This window comes from Rhizobium sp. 01L419 (assembly GCF_056400025.1).
The window spans coordinates 181,097-203,734 of the sequence record NZ_JBFTSM010000006.1; the positions used below are offsets into that span (position 1 = coordinate 181,097).

Genomic DNA, 22,638 nt, shown 5'->3' on the forward strand with positions numbered 1-22,638 from the left:
ACTTGGGGAACCATGAAGGCAAATGGTAGCGACAGGCCGGTAATCCGGCCGCTTCCGGCGATGGACCGCGCGCGTCAGGTGACCGATGCGCTGGCACATTATGTCGAGGATGCCCGGCTTCAGGCGGGCGACCGCCTGCCGGCGGAGCGCGAGCTGATGGCCGCACTTGCCGTCGGGCGCTCCACCATTCGCGAGGCGATCCGGCATTTTCAGGCGCTCGGCGTCATTGAGACGCGCAAGGGTAGCGGAACCTACCTGCTGAAACCGGTTTCCAGAGATACGATTCATATGCCGCTGTCGTTCGAGACGCCGCATCTGCGCGATGTGTTGCTGCAGACGCTGGAGGTTCGCCGCGGTATCGAATGCGAGGCGGGCATGGTCGCGGCGAGGCGGCGCACGGCGAAGGACCTCATCGTCATCGAGGAAAAGCTCGATGAAATGGAACGGGTGCATATCGCCAAGGGCGCTTCCGGACCGGAGGATCTCGCTTTCCACCTCGCCGTCTACGACGCCACCCACAATCCCCTGTTCCGCCAGCTTCTCGAACAGATGCGCGAGACCTTCGAGCGTTTCTGGACGCATCCTTTCGACAGGCAGGATTTCGCCCGCCGGTCCTTCCCCTTTCACCGAACCCTTTTCAATGCCATCGCCGCCCAGGACACCGAGGCGGCGCGGCGTGAGACATTGAAAATCCTCGACGTGGTCGAGGAAGACATCAAGGAAATGTCCCGATGACTGACGGCCTCGAACCGTTCGACCTTGCTTCGCTGATCACCGCCCATGACGAAGGCAACTTCGCCGAAGCCGTCGTTCCGCCGATTTTCCAGACCTCGCTTTTCACCTTTTCCGACTATGACGACATGATCGCTTCCTATCGCGGCGAAAAGGTGCGGCCGATCTATACGCGCGGTCTCAACCCGACCGTGCGCATGTTCGAGGAGATGCTGGCAAAGCTCGAAGGCGCCGAGGATGCGCTGGGCTTTGCAAGCGGCATGGCGGCGATCTCGTCGACGGTGCTTAGCTTCGTGGAGCCAGGCGACCGCATCGTCGCCGTCAAGCATGTCTATCCCGATGCCTTCCGTCTGTTCGGTACGATCCTGAAGCGCATGAAGGTCGAGGTGACCTATGTCGATGGCCGCGACGAGGAGGCTGTGGCCAAGGCGCTGCCGGGCGCCAAGGTCTTCTATATGGAGAGCCCGACGAGTTGGGTGATGGAAGCCCATGACGTCGGCGCGCTGGCCGCGCTCGCAAGAAAGCATGGGATCGTCACCATGATCGACAACAGCTGGGCGAGCCCGTTCTTCCAGCGGCCGATAACGCTTGGCGTCGATCTCGTCATCCATTCAGCCTCCAAATATCTTGGCGGCCACAGCGATGTGGTTGCCGGTGTTGTTGCCGGCTCGAAGGAGATGATCGCCCGCATCAAGGCCGAATCCTATCCTTATCTCGGCGGCAAGCTGTCGCCCTTCGATGCCTGGCTGCTGATCCGCGGTTTGCGGACTTTGCCGTTGCGCATGCGGGCGCATGAGGCAGCGGCCACGACGATCGCGCAGCGCCTGCAGGCGCTCGACGTTGTCGAGCAGGTCTGTCATCCGGGCCTTACCAATCGCCTGCCCGCCGGCCTCAACGGTACGTCGGGCCTCTTCTCTTTCATATTCCGCGAAGGCATCGATATCAGAGCCTTCGCAGATCACCTCAAGCTTTTCAAACTGGGTGTAAGCTGGGGTGGACATGAAAGCCTGATCGTACCGGGCGAAGTTGTGCTGCAGCAGAAGGCACAGCCGAATTCGGCGCAAGCCTTCGGCATCAGCCCGCGATCTGTGCGCCTCCATATCGGCCTCGAAGGAACCGAGGCGCTGTGGAGGGATATCGAGGAGGCGATTTCCGTCGCCTCTTAACCGAAACCTCACAACAACTACGGAGGGGAACCAAAAATGAAAAAGCTTATCATCTCGACACTCTTCGCCACGATGATGGCGGGCACGGCTTTCGCGGACACGACGCTGAAGCTCGTCGAAGTCATCACCAGCCCCGAGCGCACCGAGACACTGAAGTCGATCGTCGGCAAGTTCGAAGCCGCCAATCCCGGCACCAAGGTCGACATCATCTCGCTACCCTGGAACGAAGCCTTCCAGAAATTCGCGACCATGGTCTCGGCCGGCGATGTGCCAGACGTCATGGAAATGCCCGATACGTGGCTGTCGCTCTATGCCAATAACGGCATGCTGGAAAGCCTGGAGCCCTATCTCGAGAAATGGGAACACACCAAGGAATTGACGCCGCGCGCGCTCGAGCTCGGCCGCGACGTCAAGAATACGGCGTACATGCTGCCCTACGGCTTCTATCTGCGTGCCATGTTCTACAACAAGAAGCTGCTTGCAGAAGCCGGCGTCAAAGAACCGCCGAAGACGATGGAGGATTTCACCAAGGCGTCCGAAGCCGTCTCCAAATTGTCTGGCAAATACGGCTACTGCATGCGCGGCGGTCCGGGCGGCCTGAACGGTTGGATGATCTTTGCGGCCTCCATGGCCGGCGACAACAAGTATTTCAAGGAAGACGGCACCTCGACGATGAACAGCGAAGGCTGGGCAAAGGGCATCGAGTGGATGGTCGATCTTTACAAGAAGGGCTATGCGCCGAAGGATAGCGTCAACTGGGGCTTCAACGAAGTCGTCGCCGGCTTCTATTCCGGTACTTGCGCCTTCCTCGACCAGGATCCGGATGCACTGATCGCCATTGCCGAGCGGATGAAGAAGGAAGATTTCGGCGTTATGCCGCTGCCGAAGGGTCCAGCCGGCAAATCTTACCCGACCATCGGCTACGGCGGCTGGTCGATGTTCACGACGAGCCAGAACAAGGATCTCTCCTGGAAGCTGATCGCCACCCTCGAAGGTCCAGAAGGCAACATCGAGTGGAACAAGAAGATTGGCGCTCTGCCGGCCTATACGGCAGCCGAGAAGGATCCCTTCTACGCCGGTGACCAGTTCAAGGGCTGGTTCGAGGAACTGGCCGACAAGGATACCGTCCCGACGGTCATGCCGACCTACCTGGAAGAATTTGCGTTCTTCAAGGATTCCCTGGCGATCAAGACCTCTCAGCAGGCGCTGCTGGGCGATATCTCCGCCAAGGATCTTGCCGATCAGTGGGCCGATTACCTCACCAAGGCTCAGCAGAAGTTCCTAGCCAAGAAGTAAGGCAAGATACTGAAACGGCGGCGGAAATCTTCCGCCGCCGTTCATCTAACGACAGACGGCGCCCTTAAGCGTCGCGAGGGAAAGCATCGGGTTAATGACCATCACCGCCCATACGCTCGAGTTACGCCACGACCGTCGGCCATGGCTGCGCCGCCTCGCCGACGCCTCGGAGCCTTATCTCTACAGTGCGCCGTCGCTGATCCTGATCATCGCGGTCATGCTGGTGCCGCTGGCGGTCGGCGTTTCTTATGCCTTCCGTGATATCCAGCTTCTCAATCCTTTCTCCGGCGGCTTCGTCGGGATAGAGCATTTCCGGGAGCTTTCCCAAGACAAGGCCTTTTATGGCGCGTTGCGGAACACGCTCTGGTGGACCGGTGCCTCGGTCGTCCTGCAATTCTTTTTCGGGCTGGTCCTTGCCCTGCTGCTGGACAAGCCTTTCTGGGGCAGGGGTGTCATCCAGGCGCTGGTGTTCCTGCCCTGGGCGGTGCCATCCTTTCTGGCCGGCTTGAACTGGGCCTGGCTCTTCAATCCGGTCATCGGGCCGATCCCGCACTGGCTTTTTGCTCTCGGACTGATGAGCGAGCCGGGCAATATCCTCTCTGATCCACAATATGCGATGTGGGGCCCGATCATCGCCAATGTCTGGTGGGGCATTCCATTCTTCGCCATTACGCTGCTGGCTGCGCTACAGGCAATTCCGCGCGATCTTTATGAGGCGGCCTCCATCGACGGTGCAGACTGGTTCCAGCGCTTCCGGTCGATTACCCTGCCGTTCCTGGCCCCGACCATCGCCATCACCGTCATGCTGCGGACCGTCTGGATCTCGAACTTCGCCGATCTGATCGTCGTCATGACCGGCGGCGGACCGGCGGATCGGACGCAGATCGTTGCGAGCTATATTTTCACCCAGGCCTTCAGGCGCCTCGATTTCGGTTATGCTTCGGCGATTGCGCTGGTGCTGCTGGTGCTGCTTCTGGCCTATTCCATGCTGATCATCCTGCTGCGGCAGAGCCTGCTTGCCAAGGATTGAGCCATGAGACGATCTATTCTTCCCATCATCGCGCACCGTCTGGCGATTCTCGTCTATGTCGTTTTCGCGCTCTTCCCGCTCTTCTGGCTCTTGAAGGTCTCGGTCACTCCGAACGACCTGCTCTACACGGAGGGCGTGCGCATGTGGCCGTCGCGGACCACGTGGGAACATTACAGCTTCGTGTTGGAGCACAGCGCCTTCCCGACCTTCTTCAAGAATAGCGTCATCGTCTCGGCTTCGACGGCGGTGGCGGTGACGATCTGCGCCTCTTTGTCAGGCTATGCGTTGTCACGCTTCAGCTTCCGGGCGAAATACTGGATCATCGCGCTGATGCTGCTTACCCAGATGTTTCCGCTGGTCATGCTGGTCGCGCCGATCTTCAAGATTCTGTCGCCGCTGCACCTGACGAACAGCCTGACTGGCCTCGTCATCGTCTACACCGCCTTCAACGTGCCTTTCGCGACCTTCCTGATGCAGTCCTTCTTCGACGGTATCCCGAAGGATCTCGAGGAGGCAGCGATGATCGATGGTGCCACCCAATTCACGGCCTTCCGGCAGATCATCCTGCCGCTGACGCTGCCGGGCATTGCGGCAACCCTCGGCTTCGTCTTCACTGCGGCCTGGAGCGAGCTGCTCTTTGCGCTGATGCTGATCAACGGCAATGATGCGGCGACCTTCCCCGTCGGCCTTCTCACTTTCGTTTCGAAATTCTCCGTGGATTTCGGGCAGATGATGGCGGCAGGCATCATGGCGCTCATTCCGGCCGGCCTCTTCTTCCTGCTCATCCAGCGTTATCTCGTTCAGGGCCTGACGGCCGGTGCGGTCAAGGGTTAGTCAAATGGCATCCATCGATATCAAGAATATCCAGAAGTCCTATGGTCATATGTCCGTGCTGCACGGCGTCGATCTGGAGATCAAGGACGGTGAATTCGTCGTCCTGGTCGGCCCGTCCGGCTGCGGCAAGTCCACGCTTCTGCGCATGATTGCCGGCCTCGAAGAGGTGACCGGCGGCGAAATCCGCATTGCCGGCAACCGCGTCAACGAACTGCATCCGAAAGACCGCGACATTGCCATGGTGTTTCAGTCCTATGCGCTCTATCCGCATATGAATGTCGCCGGCAATATGAGCTACAGCCTGAAGCTCAGGAAGACGGCGAAGGAAAAGATCGCCAGTGCCGTTGCGGGTGCAGCTTCCAAGCTCGGCCTCGATCCGCTGCTGGAGCGCCGCCCGAAGGCGCTGTCCGGCGGCCAGCGTCAGCGCGTCGCCATGGGCCGCGCCATTGTGCGCCAGCCGAAAGCCTTCCTGTTCGATGAGCCGCTGTCGAACCTCGACGCGCGCCTGCGCGAACAGATGCGCGCCGAAATCAAGAAACTGCATGGCGACCTCAAGGCAACCTCGATCTACGTGACCCACGATCAGATCGAGGCGATGACGCTGGCGGACCGGATCGTCGCCATGCATGGCGGGGTCGTGCAGCAGGTCGGCAGCCCCTTGGAGCTCTATGACCGCCCCGCCAATCTCTTCGTCGCGGGCTTCATCGGCTCGCCCGGCATGAACTTCCTCGAGGCGAGCTACGAGGCAGGCGGTGTGAAGCTGAAGGACGGCACGATCGTGCCCCTGGATAAAACGCTGTCCCTTTCGAACGGCGAAAAGGTCACGCTCGGCATTCGGCCGGAGCACGTCGTCATGACAAGTGACGGACCAGGAATTGCCGCCGATGTCGAACTCGTCGAGCCGACGGGCTTCGGCATCATCCTGCATCTTTCGCTGCATGGCCTGCCGTTCAAGATTTTTACGCTCGATCGTGAGGCGATGACTGCGGGGCCAAACGTCAACGTCGCTTTTCCGGCTAAGCACCTGCATGTGTTCAACGGCGAGGGCAATCGCGTCGATTGAGTTGCGGGAAGGCGACTGTCGCTGACAGCGATTACTGCAGGTGAAAAAGGCTTTCGTTGCAGAGCCTTCGGAGGCTATACCGTCAGAAGATGATCACGCTGGAGTGGATATTTTGACAGGCACCGTTCTCGACCGCTTTCTCCGCTATGTCGTTATCGACACCCAATCCGATCCCGCCTCATCGACGCAGCCGACCACCGAGAAACAGAAGGATCTCGGCAGGGTTCTGGTTGAGGAGCTCTTAGAGGTCGGCCTTTCGGATGCGCATCTCGACGAGCACGGCTATGTGTATGCGACCATTCCGGCCAATAGCAATAAGAGCGTCCCGGTCATCTGCTTCTGCTCGCATATGGATACTGCGCCTGACTTCACGGGCAGGAACGTCAAGCCGCAGATGGTGACGAATTATGCGGGCGGGGATATCCTGCTTCCCGGCGATCCAAGCCGGGTGATCCGCGTCTCCGAGCATCCCCAGCTGAAAAACCAGATCGGCAACGACATCATCACCACCGACGGCACGACCTTGCTCGGCGCCGACGACAAGGCGGGGCTGGCGGAAATCATGGCCGCAGCCCAGATCCTCATCGATAATCCCGACATCAAGCACGGAACGATCAAGATCCTCTTTACGCCGGACGAAGAGGTTGGCCGCGGCGTCAACAAGGTCGACCTGAAGAAGCTCGGCGCCGATTATGCCTATACGATGGATGGCGAGACCGCCGGCCATATCGAGGATGAGACCTTCTCGGCCGACAGCGTCGATATTGTCATCGCGGGCGTGGCGATCCATCCGGGTTTCGCCAAGGACCGAATGGAAAACGCCATCAAGATCGCTGGCGCCATCATCGACCGGCTGCCGAAGGATATTGCGCCGGAGACGACCGAGGGAAAGCAGGGCTTCATCCATCCGACCGGCGTCGCCGGCTCGATGGAAAAGTCTGCGATCAGCCTCATCATCCGCGACTTCACCGACGAAGGCCTTACCGAAAAGGAGGCCATGCTCGAAGCAATCGTCAAGGATGTGATGAAATCCTATCCGGGCTCGACCTATCGTTTCGATGTGAAGGAACAGTACCGCAATATGAAGGTCGTGCTCGACCGTCATCCTGAGATCGTCGAGAACGCCGTCGAGGCGGTGCGCCGGGCGGGTATGACGCCGGTGCGCGGAAGCATTCGCGGCGGTACGGACGGTTCGCGCCTTTCCTTCATGGGCCTGCCATGCCCGAACATCTTTGCCGGCGGCCACGCTTTCCACTCGCCGCTCGAATGGATCAGCCGCCAGGATATGGAAAAGGCTGTGAGGACGATCGTCGAGCTTGCGAAGGTCTGGGAAGAGCGCGCCTAGAGCAATTCCTACAAAAGTGCGTAGCGGTTTTGCGTTCGAAACTGTGCGAAAACAAAAGAATGGAGCATATCCGCAATTCGAAGAAAACGGATATGCTCAAGGCGCCTCAGACTTCCGGGATCAGCCGCCGTTTGCCGGAATGCTTGGTCGCAGCATCACGCTGTCGGAAGCGGGGCGGGGTGTCGGGATAGCGACCGGTACGCCGGGCGCCGGCTCGATCGAGGTCACCGGCTCAAGGATCGGCATCGGTTGCGTGCTCGCCGTGGCCGAGGGGTCCGGAGCTGGGATCGGAACCGGAACGGTTGACGGGATCAGCACATCGAACTGCGGCGGCAGCATGCTTTCACCCGGTACGTAGTTCATCGCGACTTCGTAAGAAGGCAGCGGCGGCGGCGTTTCGAGTGTGCCGTCTTCGTCGCGCTTCTCGTAGAAGGCATTGCCGCCAGCGACTGTCACATAGTGCATGTTGTTGTATGGGAATTTCAATCCCGCGGTGTGGAAGAACATCGCGTCCCCGACCGCCGGATGGCGCTCGCCGCTCAGGACCGCGTCGGCCGCGGTCGCAAGTTCGGGTTCGGCCTGCGGCTTCACTTCTCGCGTCATGACACCCGGCGCAAATTGCCGCTTCTGGGCGACGACGCCGCATATGGAGTCGGCATAGGCGCCTGAGGTCAGCCGGTTCATGACAACACTGCCAACGGCCAGATAGCCCGCCTCATCCGAATGCTCGGATTCAAAGTACATCGCGCGCTTCAGGCAATCACGATCCTTGGTGGTGTAGTTGAAACTGACTTTTGCCGGTTGAACGTGTTTCGGCTTGCTCTTGACCGACGTGGACGCCGGTTTCGGTGTTGTCGTGCAGCTCGCGGCTGCCAGTCCTACGAACAAAATCCCGACCAGGGATTTTCCAAAGGAAATATCCGCCCTCAACGCCAGGTGCCTCCTATTGGAATTAGTCCAGCCCTTTTCGATCTAAGCAAAAACGTTTTATCCGGCACGTGACAAAAATACAAACAACCGGAGATCACAAAATTCTCAATGGTTCTCGCCACATGCGATTCCGGCGAGAACCCGGATTGAACGAATATCAGCCTCGGAAGAGCTTCCAGCGTGTCGGCTTGAAGGCGACGCGCGACCGGTCGAGCCTGTCTGCTTCGCTCGGCGGAAGCTCGATTTCGATATGCGGGCGCTCCTTGCCGATGTCGAGTTCGATATGGCGGGTGCCTGCGACGCGCCGGCTGGCGACCGGCTGGCCGGCAATGCAGTTCTCGGCAGATTCACAGAGCCGGACATCGTGCGGGCGGAAGTAAAGTTGCGCAGCGCCATCAGTCTCGTTCTCGGCATTAAGGCCGAGCGAGCGGCCCTCGAAGTGGATATCGCCGCCGGCAACCTCCACCTGCAGGCAGTTCGACTGGCCGACGAAGCCGAAGACGAAGGGCGAATTGGGGCTGTCGTAGACCTGATCCGGCGTGCCGACCTGCTCGATCGCGCCCTGGCTCATGACGACGACGCGGTCGGCAAGCTCCATCGCCTCGTCCTGATCATGGGTGACGAAGACGGTGGTGTGGCCCGTGCGGTCATGGATTTCGCGTAGCCATTTGCGCAGGTCCTTGCGCACCTGCGCATCAAGCGCGCCGAAAGGCTCGTCGAGCAGCAGGACGTTCGGCTCCACCGCCATGGCGCGGGCTAGCGCCACACGCTGACGCTGGCCGCCGGAAAGCTGCGCCGGATAGCGCTTTTCAAGACCTGAGAGCTGCACGAGATCGAGCAGCTCCAGCGCCCGCTTACGGATTTCTGCCTTCGGCGGACGGCGCGACGCATTGCGCACCTTCAGGCCGAAGGAGACGTTGTCGAGTACTGTCATATGGCGGAAAAGCGCATAGTGCTGGAACACGAAGCCGATATTGCGTTGTTGCACAGTCTTCCTCGACGCATCTTCCTCGCCGAAGAAGATCTGGCCTTCGGTTGGGCTTTCAAGGCCGGCGATGAGGCGCAGAAGCGTAGTCTTGCCGGAGCCGGAGGGGCCGAGCAGTGCGATCAATTCACCGGAGCGGATATCGAGCGAGACATCGTGCAGCGCCGGAAAGCGGTCGAATTCCTTGCGTATGTTCTGGACGCGTACTTCCATTCTAATTCCTTCAGTGCCGCCGGCTGGCGGCGATTTCGGCGCTATAGCGCATTTCCAGCAGCGTCTTCAAAACAAGTGTGACAAGGGCAAGCAAGGCCAGAAGCGAAGCGACCGCAAAGGCCCCGGTGAAATTATACTCGTTGTAGAGGATTTCCACCTGCAACGGCATCGTGTTGGTCTGGCCGCGAATATGGCCCGATACAACCGATACGGCGCCGAACTCACCCATGGCGCGGGCATTGCAGAGCAGCACGCCGTAGAGAAGGCCCCATTTGATGTTTGGCAGCGTGACGTGCCAGAAGGCCTGCCACCCGCTGGCGCCGAGCGAAAGCGCTGCCTCCTCATCCTGGGTTCCCTGTTCCTGCATGAGCGGAATGAGCTCGCGCGCGACAAAGGGGAAGGTGACGAACATCGTGGCAAGGATCAGCCCCGGCGCCGCAAACAGGATCTTGATGTCGTTGGCGCTCAGCCACTGGCCGAGCCAGCTGTTGGCGCCGAAGAGCAGCACGAAGACGAGACCCGAGATCACAGGTGAAACCGAGAAAGGCAGGTCGATCAGCGTCGTCAGGAACGCTTTGCCCTTGAACTCGAATTTGGCAATCGCCCAGGCGGCTGCAAGGCCGAAGACGAGGTTCAGCGGCACGCTGATCCCGGCAACGATGAGTGTCAGGCGGATGGCGGAGAAGGTCTCGGCATCCTGAAGTGCGGTGAAAAACGCACCGGCGCCCTTGCGGAATGCCTCGACGAAAACGGCCGCCAGCGGCAGGAACAGGATCAGGAGAAGGAAGACGAGCGAGATGGCGACGAGCGCGATCCGGGCCATCTTGCTTTCTGTGATCGCCGAATGGAGCTTGTGCGGCTGGGCGGATGGTCCACTCCCGCTAGTGTCAGACGCCATAGCCGTACCTCCGCCTGCTCCAGCTCTGGATGAGGTTGATGACGAGCAGCAAGCTGAACGAGAGGATCAGCATGATCGCAGCAATGCCTGTCGCAGCCGCATAGTTGAACTCCTCGAGCTTGATGACGATCAACAGCGGGGCGATTTCCGATTTGAAGGGTAAGTTGCCGGCGATGAAAATGACCGAGCCATACTCGCCAACGGCGCGGGCAAAGGCGAGGGCAAAGCCCGTCAACGCCGCAGGCGCAAGGCCCGGCAGCAGCACGCGCGCGATTGTCTGAAAGCGGTTGGCACCAAGCGTGGCGGCAGCTTCCTCCACTTCTTTGTCGATCTCTTCCATGACCGGCTGGACCGTTCGCACGATGAAGGGCAGGCCGACGAAGATGAGGGCGACGACGATGCCGGCCGGTGTGAAGGCGATCTTGATGCCGAGCGGCGTCAGGAACTGCCCGACCCAGCCGTTCGGAGCGTAGAGGGTGGTCAGTGCGATGCCGGCGACGGCCGTCGGCAGAGCGAAGGGCAGGTCCACCATCGCGTCGATGATGCGCTTGCCGGGGAACCGGTAGCGCACCAGCACCCAGGCGAGGATGACGCCGAAGACGGCATTGATGCAGGCGGCGATGAAGGCGCAGCCGAAGCTGATGCGCAACGCACTCAGCGTTCGCTGGTCGAATGCGATGCCGAAGAACTTCTCCCAGCCGAGTGCGCTCGACCGCCAGGCAAGGCCGGACAGGGGGATCAGGACGATGAGGGTAAGCCAGATCAAGGTAAGGCCGAGCGCCAGTCCGAAACCCGGAATGACGCTCGGCCGCCTGAACCGCCACCGTGTGGGGTTATGTGCGCTCATAAGACCTATTATTGGGCAGGCTTGTAGATCTGGTCAAATACGCCGCCGTCGCCGAAGAATTTCGGCTGTGCATTCTTCCAGCCGCCGAAGTCGTCGATCGTGGCGAGCGTCAGCTTCGGGAAGCGGGCGATGTCGGCCGGGTCGGCTGCTTCCGGCTTGATCGGACGGTAATAGTGCTTTGCCGCGATCTTCTGGCCTTCATCCGAATAAAGGTAGTTCAGATAGGCTTCGGCGACCTTGCGGGTGCCCTTCTTGTCGACATTGCCATCGACGATTGCGACCGGTGGATCGGCACGGATCGAGAAGGCGGGGGTCACGATCTCGAACTGGTCGGGGCCGAGTTCTTCGAGCGAGAGATAGGCTTCGTTTTCCCAGGCGAGCAGGACATCGCCAAGGCCGCGCTGGACGAAGGTGGTTGTGGCACCGCGTGCGCCGGTATCGAGAACCGGAACGTGCTGCAGGAGCTTGGTCACATAGTCCTGTGCCTTGGCTTCGTCGCCGCCGTTCGCCTGCTTGGCCCATGCCCAGGCTGCAAGGAAGTTCCAGCGGGCGCCGCCCGAAGTCTTCGGGTTCGGCGTGATGACCTGCACGTCATCCTTGATCAGGTCGCCCCAATCCTTGATACCCTTCGGGTTACCCTTGCGCACGAGGAAGACGATCGTCGAGGTATAGGGCGTCGAATTATTGGGGAGCTTGGTCTTCCAGTCGGCCGGTATCTTGCCGGTCTTCTTGGCGATCGCGTCGATATCGCCTTCGAGCGCGAGCGTCACGACGTCGGCATCAAGGCCGTCGATGACCGAGCGCGCCTGAGCACCGGAACCGCCATGAGAGGCCTGGATCGTCACAGCTTCGCCGGTGTCAGTCTTCCACTTTGCAGCAAAGGCAGCGTTGAAATCCTTATACAATTCGCGCGTCGGATCATAGGATACGTTCAGAAGCGTCTGGTCGGCGAATGCGGGTGCGACGCTGCCGATCGCAAAGCTGCCTGCCATGACCGCGGCCGCGATGAGCCGGGTGAGCCTTAAAGTCTGCATGGGGAACCCTCCGTGGTGATGCGCTAAACTCTATCAACTAAGTCGTATAATGAAACGAAGATTGTTCCGGTTCCGGGGACCAATCTTAGAAAGCCATCCCATTTTCTGCGGGTGTTTGCGAATGGGACGTGCTGACAGTTGGCCGCGGCCAATTGAGGCGCCACGCCTCAGTCGTGATTTTTCTGCCACAGTTCGACCGCCAAAGTGACATTGGTGTGTCGATTTTTAGTCTTCTTTTGCAGCGCTGACGTTTTCGAGTGCCTACATGGACTTCCGGTCGTTGGGATTCGGCGACCGGATGGCAGGGGTGTCCTTGAAGCACTGCTTGCCTTTTTCAAACCGTAAAAGGTCTTTCTGATGTCTATTAAAACTATCCTTCTTGGCTCTGTTGCCGCCCTTGCAGCGGTTTCCGGAGCACATGCAGCCGACGCTATCGTCGCCGCCGAGCCGGAGCCCGTAGAATATGTTCGCGTTTGCGACGCCTACGGGACTGGCTACTTCTACATCCCAGGCACTGAAACCTGCCTGAAGATCGAAGGCTATATCCGTTTCCAGCTTAACGCCGGCCAAAACGTTGGCGGCAGCGTCGCTAACCCGAACGACTCCGATTGGGATGCCGTTACCCGCGGTCAGGTCACCTTCCAGACCAAGAACGACACCGAATACGGTACGCTCACCGGCGTTATCACGCTGCGTGTCAACGCGGACAACGCCACCAGACAGGACACCACGCTGGACGAAGGCTACATCGACATCGCCGGCTTCCGCGTTGGTAAGCAGTACAGCTGGTGGGATGACGACCTGAGCGGCGAGACGGACACGCTCTCGAGCAACGAGACGACCCACAACTCGATCCGCTATCAGTACGAGACCGACAACTTTGCAGCCGGTATCTCGCTCGACGAACTTGAAGAAGCCTACGACGAGAAGCCGGGCGAAGGTCCGAACAACTTCGGCGTTGCAGCCCAGGTTTCCTTCAAGAGCGGCGCATTCAGCGGTTACCTGCTCGGTGGTTACGATAGCGACAACGAGGAAGGCGCTATCCGCGCAATCCTGTATGCCGACATCGGCCCCGGCACGCTCGGCCTCGCTGGCATCTGGGCCAGCGGTGCTAACTACTACTATGAAGAGTCCGAATGGACGATCGCTGCCGAGTACAAGGTGAAGCTCACCGACAAGTGGGCCGTTACCCCGGCCTTCCAGTATTTCGACAAGATCGATCTCGATGCTGACGGCAAGGGCTTCAGCGGCGGCAGCGCTTACACGACTGGCGTCACCGTCGACTACCAGATCGCTGAAAATCTGCGCAGCAAGGTCAGCGTTCAGTATCACGACGAAGAAGACGGCGACGACGAAACCTTCGGTTTCCTGCGTCTCCAGCGCGACTTCTAATAAAAAGGGGCCGAAGCGGCCCCTTGTTCTCGATTTGCCTTCCCCCCGCTTCGGCGGGGAGAAGGTCGAAAGCGCGAAACGAATTTTTCCTTACACGCGCGAATCCGCGATGAAATCCGAATAGAATTCATCAACGCTTCTGGCCTTGCGCATGGCAGTCAAAACGCCTTCGGATTGAAGTCTGCGGGCGATGGCGGCAAGCACGTTCAGATATTCTCCGCGATTGTTTTCCCCGAAGAGCAGTACGAAGGCGATGTCCGTCGGGATATCGTCGATTGCATCGAAATCCAGCGGGTGGGCGAAGCGGATCAGCATGCCGCGCGGGCTCGTCACGCCGTCGATGGCCGCATGCGGAACGGCAATGCCGTTGCCGATGCCGGTAGAGCCGAGCTTCTCACGGGATTCGAGCGCCTTCAGGACGGTCTGGCCGTCAATGCCGAAGGCCTTGCCGGCCTTTTCGGAAATCGCCTGCAGCGCGCGCCATTTGGTCGCCACCGACAGGCCGATGAAGGTGTGCTCCGGCCGTATAATGTTGGAAAGGTTCATTTCATTCTCGATGCTGTTTTCGGCGGGGTCAGTCAGGCTCGCGGAGCCGATAGCCGACACCGGTCTCGGTGGTGATATAGTGTGGCTGGTCGGGAATCTGCTCGACCTTTTGCCGCAGCTGCCGCACATAGACTCGCAGATACTGCACGTCCGCCGCCGGACCCCATACCTGCTTCAGAAGAAACTGATGCGTCAGCACCTTGCCGGCATGCTGGGCGAGCACGCGCAGGATGTCGTATTCCTTCGGTGACAGCTTGATTTCCTTGCCGTCGACCTTGACGATACGCTTGACGAGATCGATCGACAGGCCGCCGGTCTGGAAGATCGCCTTTTCGCCCTGCTGCTGCAGGCGGTGACGAAGTGCGACGCGGATGCGGGCACCGAGCTCGTTGACGCCGAAGGGCTTCGTCACATAATCGTCGGCACCGGTTTCAAGCGCCTTGACGATGCCGGCTTCGTCTGTGCGACTAGAGAGGATGACGACGGGCATCGTGAGCCCGTCCTCGCGCCATTCCTGCAAAAGGTCATGGCCCGGAATATCGGGAAGACCGAGATCGAGCACGATGAGATCGGGCTGGTCATCCTTCACGGACTGGCGGGCAGCAGTCCCATTCGGCGCCTCGTGAACTTCATAGCCCTGCGCGGTGAGGCCGACGCGTAAGAGCTTGCGGATCGGGGGCTCGTCATCAACGACGAGAATCTTGACGGCTGAACCGGTCATTTGAGTTCATCCAGTTTGGGAATGTCATTCGGTTTGGGAAGGCGGATGGTGAAGACAGCCCCGGACCGGTCCGTCCGGTTGCCGGCGGTAATCGTCCCGCCCATCGCCTCGATGAAGCCCCGGCATATGGAGAGGCCAAGGCCGGTGCCAGCGCGTACCTGATCGCCCTTGCGCACACGGTAAAAGGTGTCGAAGACACGGGTAAGGTCTGCAGGGGGAATGCCCGGACCTTCGTCGGAGACCTGTACGACGACATTATCGGCATCCGCCCAGCCTTCGATGCGAATAACGGAACCCTCGGGTGCGTATTTCGCAGCATTGTCGAGCAGATTGAAGAGGACCTGTTCGAATAGGACGGGATCGACGCGGACCATGGGCAGGTCGGCGGGGATTGTCATTTGCGTCCTGTGATGGTCGAGGATCTTGGCAGCCCGGCGCAGCGCGGTGCCGGCGATGTCGCCGGCATAGTGCAGCGCATAGTTCGGCTCCATGGCGCCGGATTCGATCTTCGTCATGTCCAGCAGGTTGGCGATGAAGCGGTTGAGGCGCTCGGATTCATCGACGACGGTCGAGAGAAGGTCGGTGCGATCGTCGGCCGACATGGAATCGAAATAGTCGCGTAGCGTGCCGGACGCACCGAGGATCGCCGCAAGCGGCGTCTTCAGGTCATGGGAAATCGAGGTCAGCAGGGCTGAACGCAGGCGATCGGCCTCCGCAGCAAGCTTTGCGCGGTCGACATCGGCGACGAGCTGGACGCGCTCGATGGCAAGTGCCGCCTGGTCCGCCAGGGCGTCCAGAAGGCGTTGCTGCTCGGGCGTCAGTAGCGGGCCGTCGCGGCGGTCGCTGTCGAGACCGATAACGCCGACGGCGGTGCGGCCGGTGCGCAGCGGCACATAGAGGCGCTTGGCGCCGGGCAGGGTATCGGCGCCGCGCCCGGCGGCGTGATTGTGCTCCCAAGCCCAGCGGGCGGCGGCAATATCGGCATCATCGAGCGTATCGTCAGGCGGATAACCGGCCTTGACCGCGATGGAACCTTCTTCCGGAAGGAGCAGAACGACGCGCACCTTAAGCATGGAGGCGAGCTGAAAGGCCGTCGCCCAGAGGACGTCGTCCAGCGTACCGGTACCCGCGAGTTTCTTGGAAAAGAGATAGAGGTCTTCCGTCGTTCGGGCCCTCTGCCGGGCGGAAAACGCCTGCCGCTGCACCGTTGCAGTGAGATTGGAGGCGATAACGGCGACGCCGAGGAAGAAGAAGAGCGCCAGCACGCTTTCGGGGTCGCTGATCGTCAGCGTATAGCGTGGCGGCAGGAAAAAGAAATTGAAGGAAAGAGCGCTGACGATACAGGTATAGAGCGCCGGCCTCAGGCCATGGATGACCGCTGACGTCAGCACCGCCATCAGGAAAACGAGCGCGAGGTTGCGCACGTCGAGCACTTGATCGAGCACCACGCCGACAGCCAGCGCAATCGCGACATACGCTGTCGAGAGGATATAGGCCCTGAAATTCAGTGTGGGGACAGCAGGTGCTGCCTTGACGCCGCGCTGTGAGGGTGTGTCTTTCTCGCTTCCGGAAATGACATGAACGCTGATATCACCGGCCCGCCGGATCAGTTCGTCGGTCGTCGAACGATTCCACCACCCTTCGCGCCAAGTCGGCTTCTTCGGGGCGCCGATGACGATGTGGGTGACGTTGTTGGCGGTGGCGTGGCGCACCAGCTCTTCCGCCACTTCGCGACCGGGAATGGTGATTGCTTCACCGCCGAGCTGTTCGGCAAGCCGCAAGGTGGCCGCGATTGTGTCTCGCTGCGTTTCCGACAGATTGATGGAGCGGTTGGTCTCGATATAGACGGCGGCCCAGGGGCCGCGCAGGCGTGAGGCCATGCGCGAGGCATAGCGCACGAGCGAGGCAGAGCGGGGATGCTCGTCGATCGACACCAGCACCCGCTCGCCGGCGGCCCACGGGCCGGAAATCGCATGCGCCTGCATATGGGTCAGCAATTGGTCGTCGACGCGCTGGGCGGTCTTGCGCAGGGCGAGTTCGCGCAGAGCCGTCAAGTTGCCGGGTGTGAAATAGTTGGTCAGCGCCCGCTCGGCAGTCCTGGCCACATAGACCTTGCCGTCATGAAGGCGCTTGATCAGATCGTCGGGTGTCAGGTCGATGATCTCGATATCATCAGCCATGTCGATCACGGAATCCGGCACGGTCTCGCGCACGCGGATGCGGGTGATCTGCGAAACGACGTCGTTCAGGCTCTCCACATGCTGGATGTTCAGCGTCGAATAGACATCGATGCCACGGTCGAGCAGTTCCTTGACATCGAGATAGCGCTTCGGATGGCGGCTGCCCTCGGCATTGGTATGGGCGAGCTCGTCAACGAGCACGAGATCGGGCCTGCGGGCGAGAATGGTATCGAGATCCATCTCTTCGAGCGACTGCCCGCGATAGGGGACCTTCACACGCGGAACGATCTCGAAGCCGGCAAGCAGTGCTTCGGTCTCTTTGCGGCCGTGGGTTTCGACGACGCCGATCACCACATCGAGGCCGTCGGCCATCTTGGCATGGCCGGAAACCAGCATCTCATAGGTCTTGCCGACGCCGGGGGCTGCGCCCAGGAAGATTTTGAGGCGCCCGCGCGACTCCGCCCGGGCCTTTTCGAGAAGCGCATCGGGCGAAGGCCTGCCGGCCGGGTCGCGATTGTCGTCTGGCATGCGGTTCGGTCTTTCTTCACGAGCAAGCCCCGGTCCGCTTGTCGCGTTCCGGGGCTCTCAACCTTTACCGAGTCATAGAAGCATCAAGGCCCTGGTTCAACGCCAGAACATTGACGGTCGGCTCACCGAGCAGGCCGAGTTCGCGGCCCGTAACGGCTGCATCGACGAGTGCCTTGACCTTGGTTTCATCGATACCACGGGCCTTGGCGACGCGCGGTACCTGGAAGTAGGCAGCATCGGGCGAAATATGCGGATCGAGGCCGCTGCCCGAGGCGGTGACGAGGTCGGCGGGAACCTCGGCATTCGGGTTGGTCGCCTTCGCCGCCTCATAGTCGCCTTTCACGCGATCGATCAGCTTCTGGCTGGTCGGGCCGAGGTTGGAGCCCGAGGACGCAGCGGCATTATAGCCGTCACCCGCGGCGGACGGGCGGCCGTGGAAATACTTGTCGCTGGTAAAGGCCTGGCCGACCAGCGTGGAGCCGATGACCTTTCCGTCCTTTTCAATAAGGCTGCCATTTGCCTGGAAGGGGAAGATGGCCTGAGCGGCACCCGTCATGGCAAGCGGGTAGAGAAGGCCGGTGATGGCTGTGGTGGCAACGATCATGACGATTGCCGGACGAAGTTCTTTCAACATTGTTGTAACTCCTTAGGCGAGGCCGAGAGATGAGACGACCATATCGATCGCCTTGATGCCGATGAAGGGGACGATGATGCCGCCGAGACCGTAGATCAGCAGGTTGCGAGAGAGCAGCGCGCCGGCGCCGATCGGGCGGTAGCGCACACCCTTCAGTGACAGCGGGATCAGCGCGATGATGATCAGCGCGTTGAAGATGATCGCCGACAGGATGGCGCTCTGCGGCGTGGCGAGGCCCATGACATTGAGCACGCCAAGCTGCGGGTAGAAGGTCAGGAACATCGCCGGAATGATGGCAAAGTATTTGGCGATGTCGTTGGCGATCGAGAAGGTCGTCAGCGCGCCACGCGTCATCAACAACTGCTTGCCGATTTCGACGATTTCGATGAGCTTCGTCGGGTCGCTGTCGAGATCGACCATGTTGCCGGCTTCGCGGGCAGCGACCGTACCGGTGTTCATGGCGACGCCAACGTCGGCCTGTGCGAGAGCGGGAGCGTCATTCGTGCCGTCGCCGCACATGGCGACCAGCTTGCCCTTGGCCTGCTCTTCGCGGATGAGTTGCAGCTTGTTCTCTGGCGTTGCCTGGGCGAGGAAATCGTCCACACCCGCTTCGGCGGCGATGGCGGCTGCCGTCATCGGGTTGTCGCCGGTGATCATGACGGTGCGGATACCCATGCGGCGAAGCTCGTTGAAGCGCTCGCGGATGCCGCCCTTGACGATGTCCTTGAGCTGGATGACGCCAAGCAGTTTGCCGTCGCGGGCAACGGCAAGCGGCGTGCCGCCGGCTTTGGCGATCTCGTCAGCGATCGACTGCAGTTCACGGACGATTTCGGCGCCGTTCTTCGAGGAGGCATCGCCATTGACGTAGCTGAGAACCGCATCGACTGCGCCCTTGCGGATGGACGCGCCTTCAAGGTCGACGCCGCTCATGCGGGTCTGCGCGGTGAAAGGCACGAAGGTGGCCTTGAGGCTCGCCATATCGCGGCCACGGATCGCATATTTCTCCTTGGCGAGTACGACGATGGAGCGTCCTTCCGGCGTTTCGTCGGCGAGCGAAGCGAGCTGGGCCGCATCGGCGAGATCCTGTTCGGAAATGCCGCGAACCGGGCGGAAGCTGGTGGCCTGGCGGTTGCCAAGGGTGATCGTGCCGGTCTTGTCGAGCAGCAGTGTATCGACGTCACCGGCAGCTTCGACGGCGCGGCCGGACATGGCAAGCACGTTGAAGCGGACGAGGCGGTCCATGCCGGCGATACCGATCGCCGACAGCAGGGCGCCGATCGTGGTCGGGATCAGCGTGACGAAAAGGGCAACGAGCACGATGATCGGGATCGAGCCACCGGCATAGGACGCAAAGCTCGGGATCGTCGCCGTGGCGAGTACGAAGATCAGCGTCATGCCGGCGAGCAGGATGTTGAGCGCGATCTCGTTCGGGGTCTTTTGACGTTCCGCACCTTCGACGAGCGAGATCATGCGGTCGAGGAAGGTCGAGCCGGCCGCCGCCGTGATGCGCACGCGGATCCAGTCGGAAAGAACCTGCGTGCCACCAGTGACGGCCGAGCGATCACCGCCGGATTCACGGATAACAGGGGCGGATTCGCCGGTAATAGCCGCTTCGTTGACCGAGGCGACACCTTCAACGACTTCGCCATCGGAGGGGATGATGTCGCCGGCTTCGACGAGAACGAGATCGCCGACCTTTAGGCTCGTGCCCGGCACCATGCGGTAGCCACTGCCGTTATTGGCTGTCAGCAGCTTGGCCTGGGTTTCAGTGCGCGCCTTGCGCAGAGAGTCGGCCTGCGCTTTGCCGCGGCCTTCGGCGACGGCTTCGGCGAAGTTGGCGAAGAGCACGGTAAACCAGAGCCAGAGGTTGATCTGGAAGGAGAAGGCAAGATTGCCGTTGCCTGAGACGAGGTCGCGCAGGAACAGAACAGTGGTCAGTGCCGAGACCGTTGCCACGACGAACATGACCGGGTTCTTGGCGAGTGTGCGCGGGTTGAGCTTGGTGAAAGCGGCACCCACGGCCGGAATGAGGATGCGAGAATCCATGATGCTCGCGGATTTTGCCTGGCTCATAAGAGACTCCAGCTTTGAAACGAGGATGGCGAACCGGACAGCCGGTCAGCCCTGTAAAATTTTGACTGCGCAGATGATGACGAGCAGGCCTGCCATCATCACCAGGATGATGTCGGAGGCGCGCGGCATCCGCTGGGCTCCACGCCCCGGCAGACCGGGACGTGGATGGAAGGCTTTTCGGAGCCTGTGACGGATAATCATGACACCCACCTCAGAAGGTCTGGCCGGCGATCATGACCAGGTGCTCGACAACAGGACCGAGGGCCAGTGCCGGGAAGAAGGTGAGACCACCGACGATGAGGATCGTGCCGATGAGCAGGCCGACGAAGAGAGGGCCGTCCGTCGGGAAGGTGCCTGCCGAGGCCGGAACCGTCTTCTTCGTGACCAGCGAGCCGGCAATCGCAAGAGCCGGGATGATGACGAGGAAGCGGCCCATGAGCATGCCGAAACCGAGCGTGATGTTGTACCAGGGTGTGTTTCCGGTCAGGCCGCCGAAAGCCGAGCCGTTGTTGGCCGCAGCCGACGTATAGGCATAGAGGATTTCGGAGAAACCGTGCGGGCCGGCCGTGCCGATCGAGGCAACTGCCGAGGGCAGCACGCTTGCGATCGCGGTGAAGACCAGCATGGCGAGCGGCAGGCAGAGGATGGCAAGAACGGCCATCTTCATTTCCTTCGCCTCGATCTTCTTGCCTAGATATTCCGGCGTGCGGCCGACCATGAGGCCCGCCACGAAGACGGCGACGATGATGAAGAGCAGGATACCGTAGAAGCCGGCACCGACACCGCCGACGATGACTTCGCCGAGCTGCATGTTGATGAGCGGGATCAGGCCGCCGAGCGCGGTGAAGCTGCCATGCATGGCATTGACCGCTCCGCAGGAGGCCGCCGTGGTGATGACCGCAAACAGTGAGGACAAGGTGATGCCGAAGCGGACTTCCTTGCCCTCCATGTTGCCGCCCTGCAGGCCGAAGGCATGCATCAGCGGGTTGCCGGCAGCTTCCGCCCAGTAGGTGATGCCGACGCCGACGATGAAGAGGATGCCCATTGTGGCGAGGATTGCCCAGCCCTGGCGCTGGTTGCCGACCATGCGTCCGAAGACGTTGGTGAGCGCCGCACCGATCGCGAAGATCGATACCATCTGGATGAGGTTGGAAATCGCGTCCGGGTTTTCGAACGGATGGGCGGAGTTGGTGTTGAAGAAGCCACCGCCATTGGTGCCGAGCATCTTGATGGCAAGCTGCGAGGCGACGGGCCCGACGGCGATCGTCTGCTTGGCGCCTTCCAGCGTCGTGGCATCGACGTAGGGGCCAAGTGTCTGCGGCACGCCGAGCCAGACATAGGCGAGCGTCAGCACGATGCAGATCGGCAGCAGGATATAGAGCGTCGCGCGGATCATATCGACCCAGAAATTGCCGATCGCCTTGCCCGATGCGCGCGAGAAGGCGCGGATGAAGGCAACGGCAATCGCCATGCCGGTCGCAGCCGACACGAAATTCTGAACCGTGAGGCCCATCATCTGCGTCAGGTAGGACATCGTGCTTTCGCCACCGTAATTCTGCCAGTTGGTGTTGGAGACGAAGCTGGTAGCGGTGTTGAAGGAAAGCTCCGGTCCGACCGCGGTCATGCCGGCCGGGTTATAGGGCAGAACGCCCTGCAGGCGCATAAGCGCGTAAAGCACGATGACGCCGAGCAGATTGAACATCAGCATGGCGAAGGCATAGGAGGTCCAGTGCTGATCTTCGCGCTCGCTGGTGCCGGCAACGGCGTAAAGCCCCCGTTCGATCGGAACGAGGACCGGTGAGAGGAATGTGCGCTCGCCACTGAAGACACGCGTCATGTAACCGCCGAGCGGTTTGACGAGCACAAGGACGATCCCGCAATAAAGCAGGATCTGAAGCCATCCGTTGAGGGTCATGGGAGGAAACTTTCAGTACCCGGCTGCTTCGATCAGAAGCGCCGGCTCTTTCAGAAACGTTCTGGGCGGATGAGGGCGTAGGTGAGGTAGACGGTGAGAAACACGGTCACGGCACCGCTCAAGATATAATCGAGGGTCATTGGTGTCTCCTTCAAAGCCTGTCGCAGGCGCGCGTATAGGCAAAGCATAGTCCGAAGAATACGACTGCAGTGCCGAGTAGAATTATATCCATCATCGATCTTGACTCCGGTTTGTTATTCTTGGAGTCAGACAAGA

Annotated in this window: 20 protein-coding genes; 8 read left to right on the forward strand and 12 right to left on the reverse strand. The window is 60.6% G+C overall.

Going from position 1 to position 22,638, the window contains the following annotated elements; translation table 11 throughout:
* Positions 1-12: 12 nt before the first annotated feature.
* From AC1DUP_RS14230 to pepT, 7 genes are all read left to right on the forward strand, one after another.
* Complete coding sequence (locus AC1DUP_RS14230; RefSeq protein WP_113296804.1) at positions 13-735, forward strand: FadR/GntR family transcriptional regulator; 723 nt, start codon at positions 13-15, stop codon at positions 733-735.
* Positions 732-1,898, forward strand: a complete 1,167-nt coding sequence (locus AC1DUP_RS14235) for a PLP-dependent transferase (RefSeq protein ID WP_115036930.1) — start codon at positions 732-734, stop codon at positions 1,896-1,898. The genes AC1DUP_RS14230 and AC1DUP_RS14235 overlap by 4 nt, the downstream gene beginning before the upstream one ends.
* A gap of 36 nt (positions 1,899-1,934) precedes the next feature.
* Entirely contained in the window at positions 1,935-3,194 is a 1,260-nt protein-coding gene (locus tag AC1DUP_RS14240; protein ID WP_113296802.1) for an ABC transporter substrate-binding protein, read from the forward strand.
* A 94-nt stretch (positions 3,195-3,288) separates the two neighbouring features.
* Positions 3,289-4,224, forward strand: a complete 936-nt coding sequence (locus AC1DUP_RS14245; RefSeq protein WP_113508237.1) for a carbohydrate ABC transporter permease — start codon at positions 3,289-3,291, stop codon at positions 4,222-4,224.
* Positions 4,225-4,227: 3 nt separating this feature from the next.
* The gene (locus tag AC1DUP_RS14250; protein ID WP_113296800.1) at positions 4,228-5,058 is read left to right on the forward strand and encodes a carbohydrate ABC transporter permease; all 831 of its coding nucleotides are present in this window, start codon (positions 4,228-4,230) and stop codon (positions 5,056-5,058) included.
* Between the two features lie 4 nt (positions 5,059-5,062).
* The gene (locus AC1DUP_RS14255) at positions 5,063-6,121 is read left to right on the forward strand and encodes an ABC transporter ATP-binding protein (RefSeq protein ID WP_477832948.1); all 1,059 of its coding nucleotides are present in this window, start codon (positions 5,063-5,065) and stop codon (positions 6,119-6,121) included.
* Positions 6,122-6,233: 112 nt separating this feature from the next.
* Positions 6,234-7,466 carry a peptidase T gene (pepT, locus tag AC1DUP_RS14260; RefSeq protein WP_113307880.1) on the forward strand — a complete coding sequence of 411 codons (1,233 nt, stop codon included), beginning with the start codon at positions 6,234-6,236 and terminating at the stop codon, positions 7,464-7,466.
* A 120-nt stretch (positions 7,467-7,586) separates the two neighbouring features.
* Here pepT and AC1DUP_RS14265 read toward each other — a convergent pair whose 3' ends face one another.
* From AC1DUP_RS14265 to AC1DUP_RS14285, 5 genes are all read right to left on the reverse strand, one after another.
* Positions 7,587-8,396 (reverse strand): cell wall hydrolase, encoded by an 810-nt coding sequence (locus AC1DUP_RS14265; RefSeq protein ID WP_113296797.1) that lies wholly within the window; start codon positions 8,394-8,396, stop codon positions 7,587-7,589.
* Between the two features lie 157 nt (positions 8,397-8,553).
* On the reverse strand, positions 8,554-9,594 hold the full coding sequence (locus AC1DUP_RS14270) for a sulfate/molybdate ABC transporter ATP-binding protein (RefSeq protein WP_113296796.1): 1,041 nt from the start codon (positions 9,592-9,594) through the stop codon (positions 8,554-8,556).
* 10 nt (positions 9,595-9,604) lie between these two features.
* Complete coding sequence (gene cysW / locus AC1DUP_RS14275) at positions 9,605-10,492, reverse strand: sulfate ABC transporter permease subunit CysW (protein ID WP_113296795.1); 888 nt, start codon at positions 10,490-10,492, stop codon at positions 9,605-9,607.
* Entirely contained in the window at positions 10,482-11,339 is an 858-nt protein-coding gene (gene cysT, locus AC1DUP_RS14280) for a sulfate ABC transporter permease subunit CysT (RefSeq protein ID WP_113296794.1), read from the reverse strand. Before cysT ends, cysW begins: the two co-directional genes overlap by 11 nt.
* Before the next feature lie 8 nt (positions 11,340-11,347).
* The gene (locus AC1DUP_RS14285; protein WP_113296793.1) at positions 11,348-12,373 is read right to left on the reverse strand and encodes a sulfate ABC transporter substrate-binding protein; all 1,026 of its coding nucleotides are present in this window, start codon (positions 12,371-12,373) and stop codon (positions 11,348-11,350) included.
* Between the two features lie 357 nt (positions 12,374-12,730).
* Between AC1DUP_RS14285 and AC1DUP_RS14290 the strand changes: the two genes are divergently transcribed.
* Positions 12,731-13,765, forward strand: coding sequence for a porin (locus AC1DUP_RS14290; protein WP_113307876.1), 1,035 nt, complete (start codon positions 12,731-12,733; stop codon positions 13,763-13,765).
* Positions 13,766-13,855: 90 nt separating this feature from the next.
* Here the strand turns inward: AC1DUP_RS14290 and AC1DUP_RS14295 are convergent, their stop codons facing one another.
* The 7 genes from AC1DUP_RS14295 to AC1DUP_RS14325 form a co-directional block, all read right to left on the reverse strand.
* The gene (locus tag AC1DUP_RS14295) at positions 13,856-14,311 is read right to left on the reverse strand and encodes a PTS sugar transporter subunit IIA (RefSeq protein ID WP_113301810.1); all 456 of its coding nucleotides are present in this window, start codon (positions 14,309-14,311) and stop codon (positions 13,856-13,858) included.
* Positions 14,312-14,339: 28 nt separating this feature from the next.
* Positions 14,340-15,032, reverse strand: a complete 693-nt coding sequence (locus AC1DUP_RS14300; RefSeq protein ID WP_113307875.1) for a response regulator transcription factor — start codon at positions 15,030-15,032, stop codon at positions 14,340-14,342.
* Positions 15,029-17,740: a DUF4118 domain-containing protein gene (locus AC1DUP_RS14305; protein ID WP_477832949.1), complete on the reverse strand. Its 2,712-nt coding sequence runs from the start codon at positions 17,738-17,740 to the stop codon at positions 15,029-15,031. Before AC1DUP_RS14305 ends, AC1DUP_RS14300 begins: the two co-directional genes overlap by 4 nt.
* Positions 17,741-17,804: 64 nt before the next feature.
* The gene (gene kdpC / locus AC1DUP_RS14310) at positions 17,805-18,374 is read right to left on the reverse strand and encodes a potassium-transporting ATPase subunit KdpC (RefSeq protein ID WP_477832950.1); all 570 of its coding nucleotides are present in this window, start codon (positions 18,372-18,374) and stop codon (positions 17,805-17,807) included.
* A 12-nt stretch (positions 18,375-18,386) separates the two neighbouring features.
* Positions 18,387-20,447: a potassium-transporting ATPase subunit KdpB gene (kdpB, locus tag AC1DUP_RS14315; RefSeq protein ID WP_113307873.1), complete on the reverse strand. Its 2,061-nt coding sequence runs from the start codon at positions 20,445-20,447 to the stop codon at positions 18,387-18,389.
* Between the two features lie 211 nt (positions 20,448-20,658).
* Positions 20,659-22,362 (reverse strand): potassium-transporting ATPase subunit KdpA, encoded by a 1,704-nt coding sequence (gene kdpA / locus AC1DUP_RS14320; RefSeq protein WP_113301805.1) that lies wholly within the window; start codon positions 22,360-22,362, stop codon positions 20,659-20,661.
* Positions 22,363-22,412: 50 nt separating this feature from the next.
* The gene (locus AC1DUP_RS14325) at positions 22,413-22,502 is read right to left on the reverse strand and encodes a K(+)-transporting ATPase subunit F (RefSeq protein WP_016556800.1); all 90 of its coding nucleotides are present in this window, start codon (positions 22,500-22,502) and stop codon (positions 22,413-22,415) included.
* Positions 22,503-22,638: the final 136 nt, after the last annotated feature.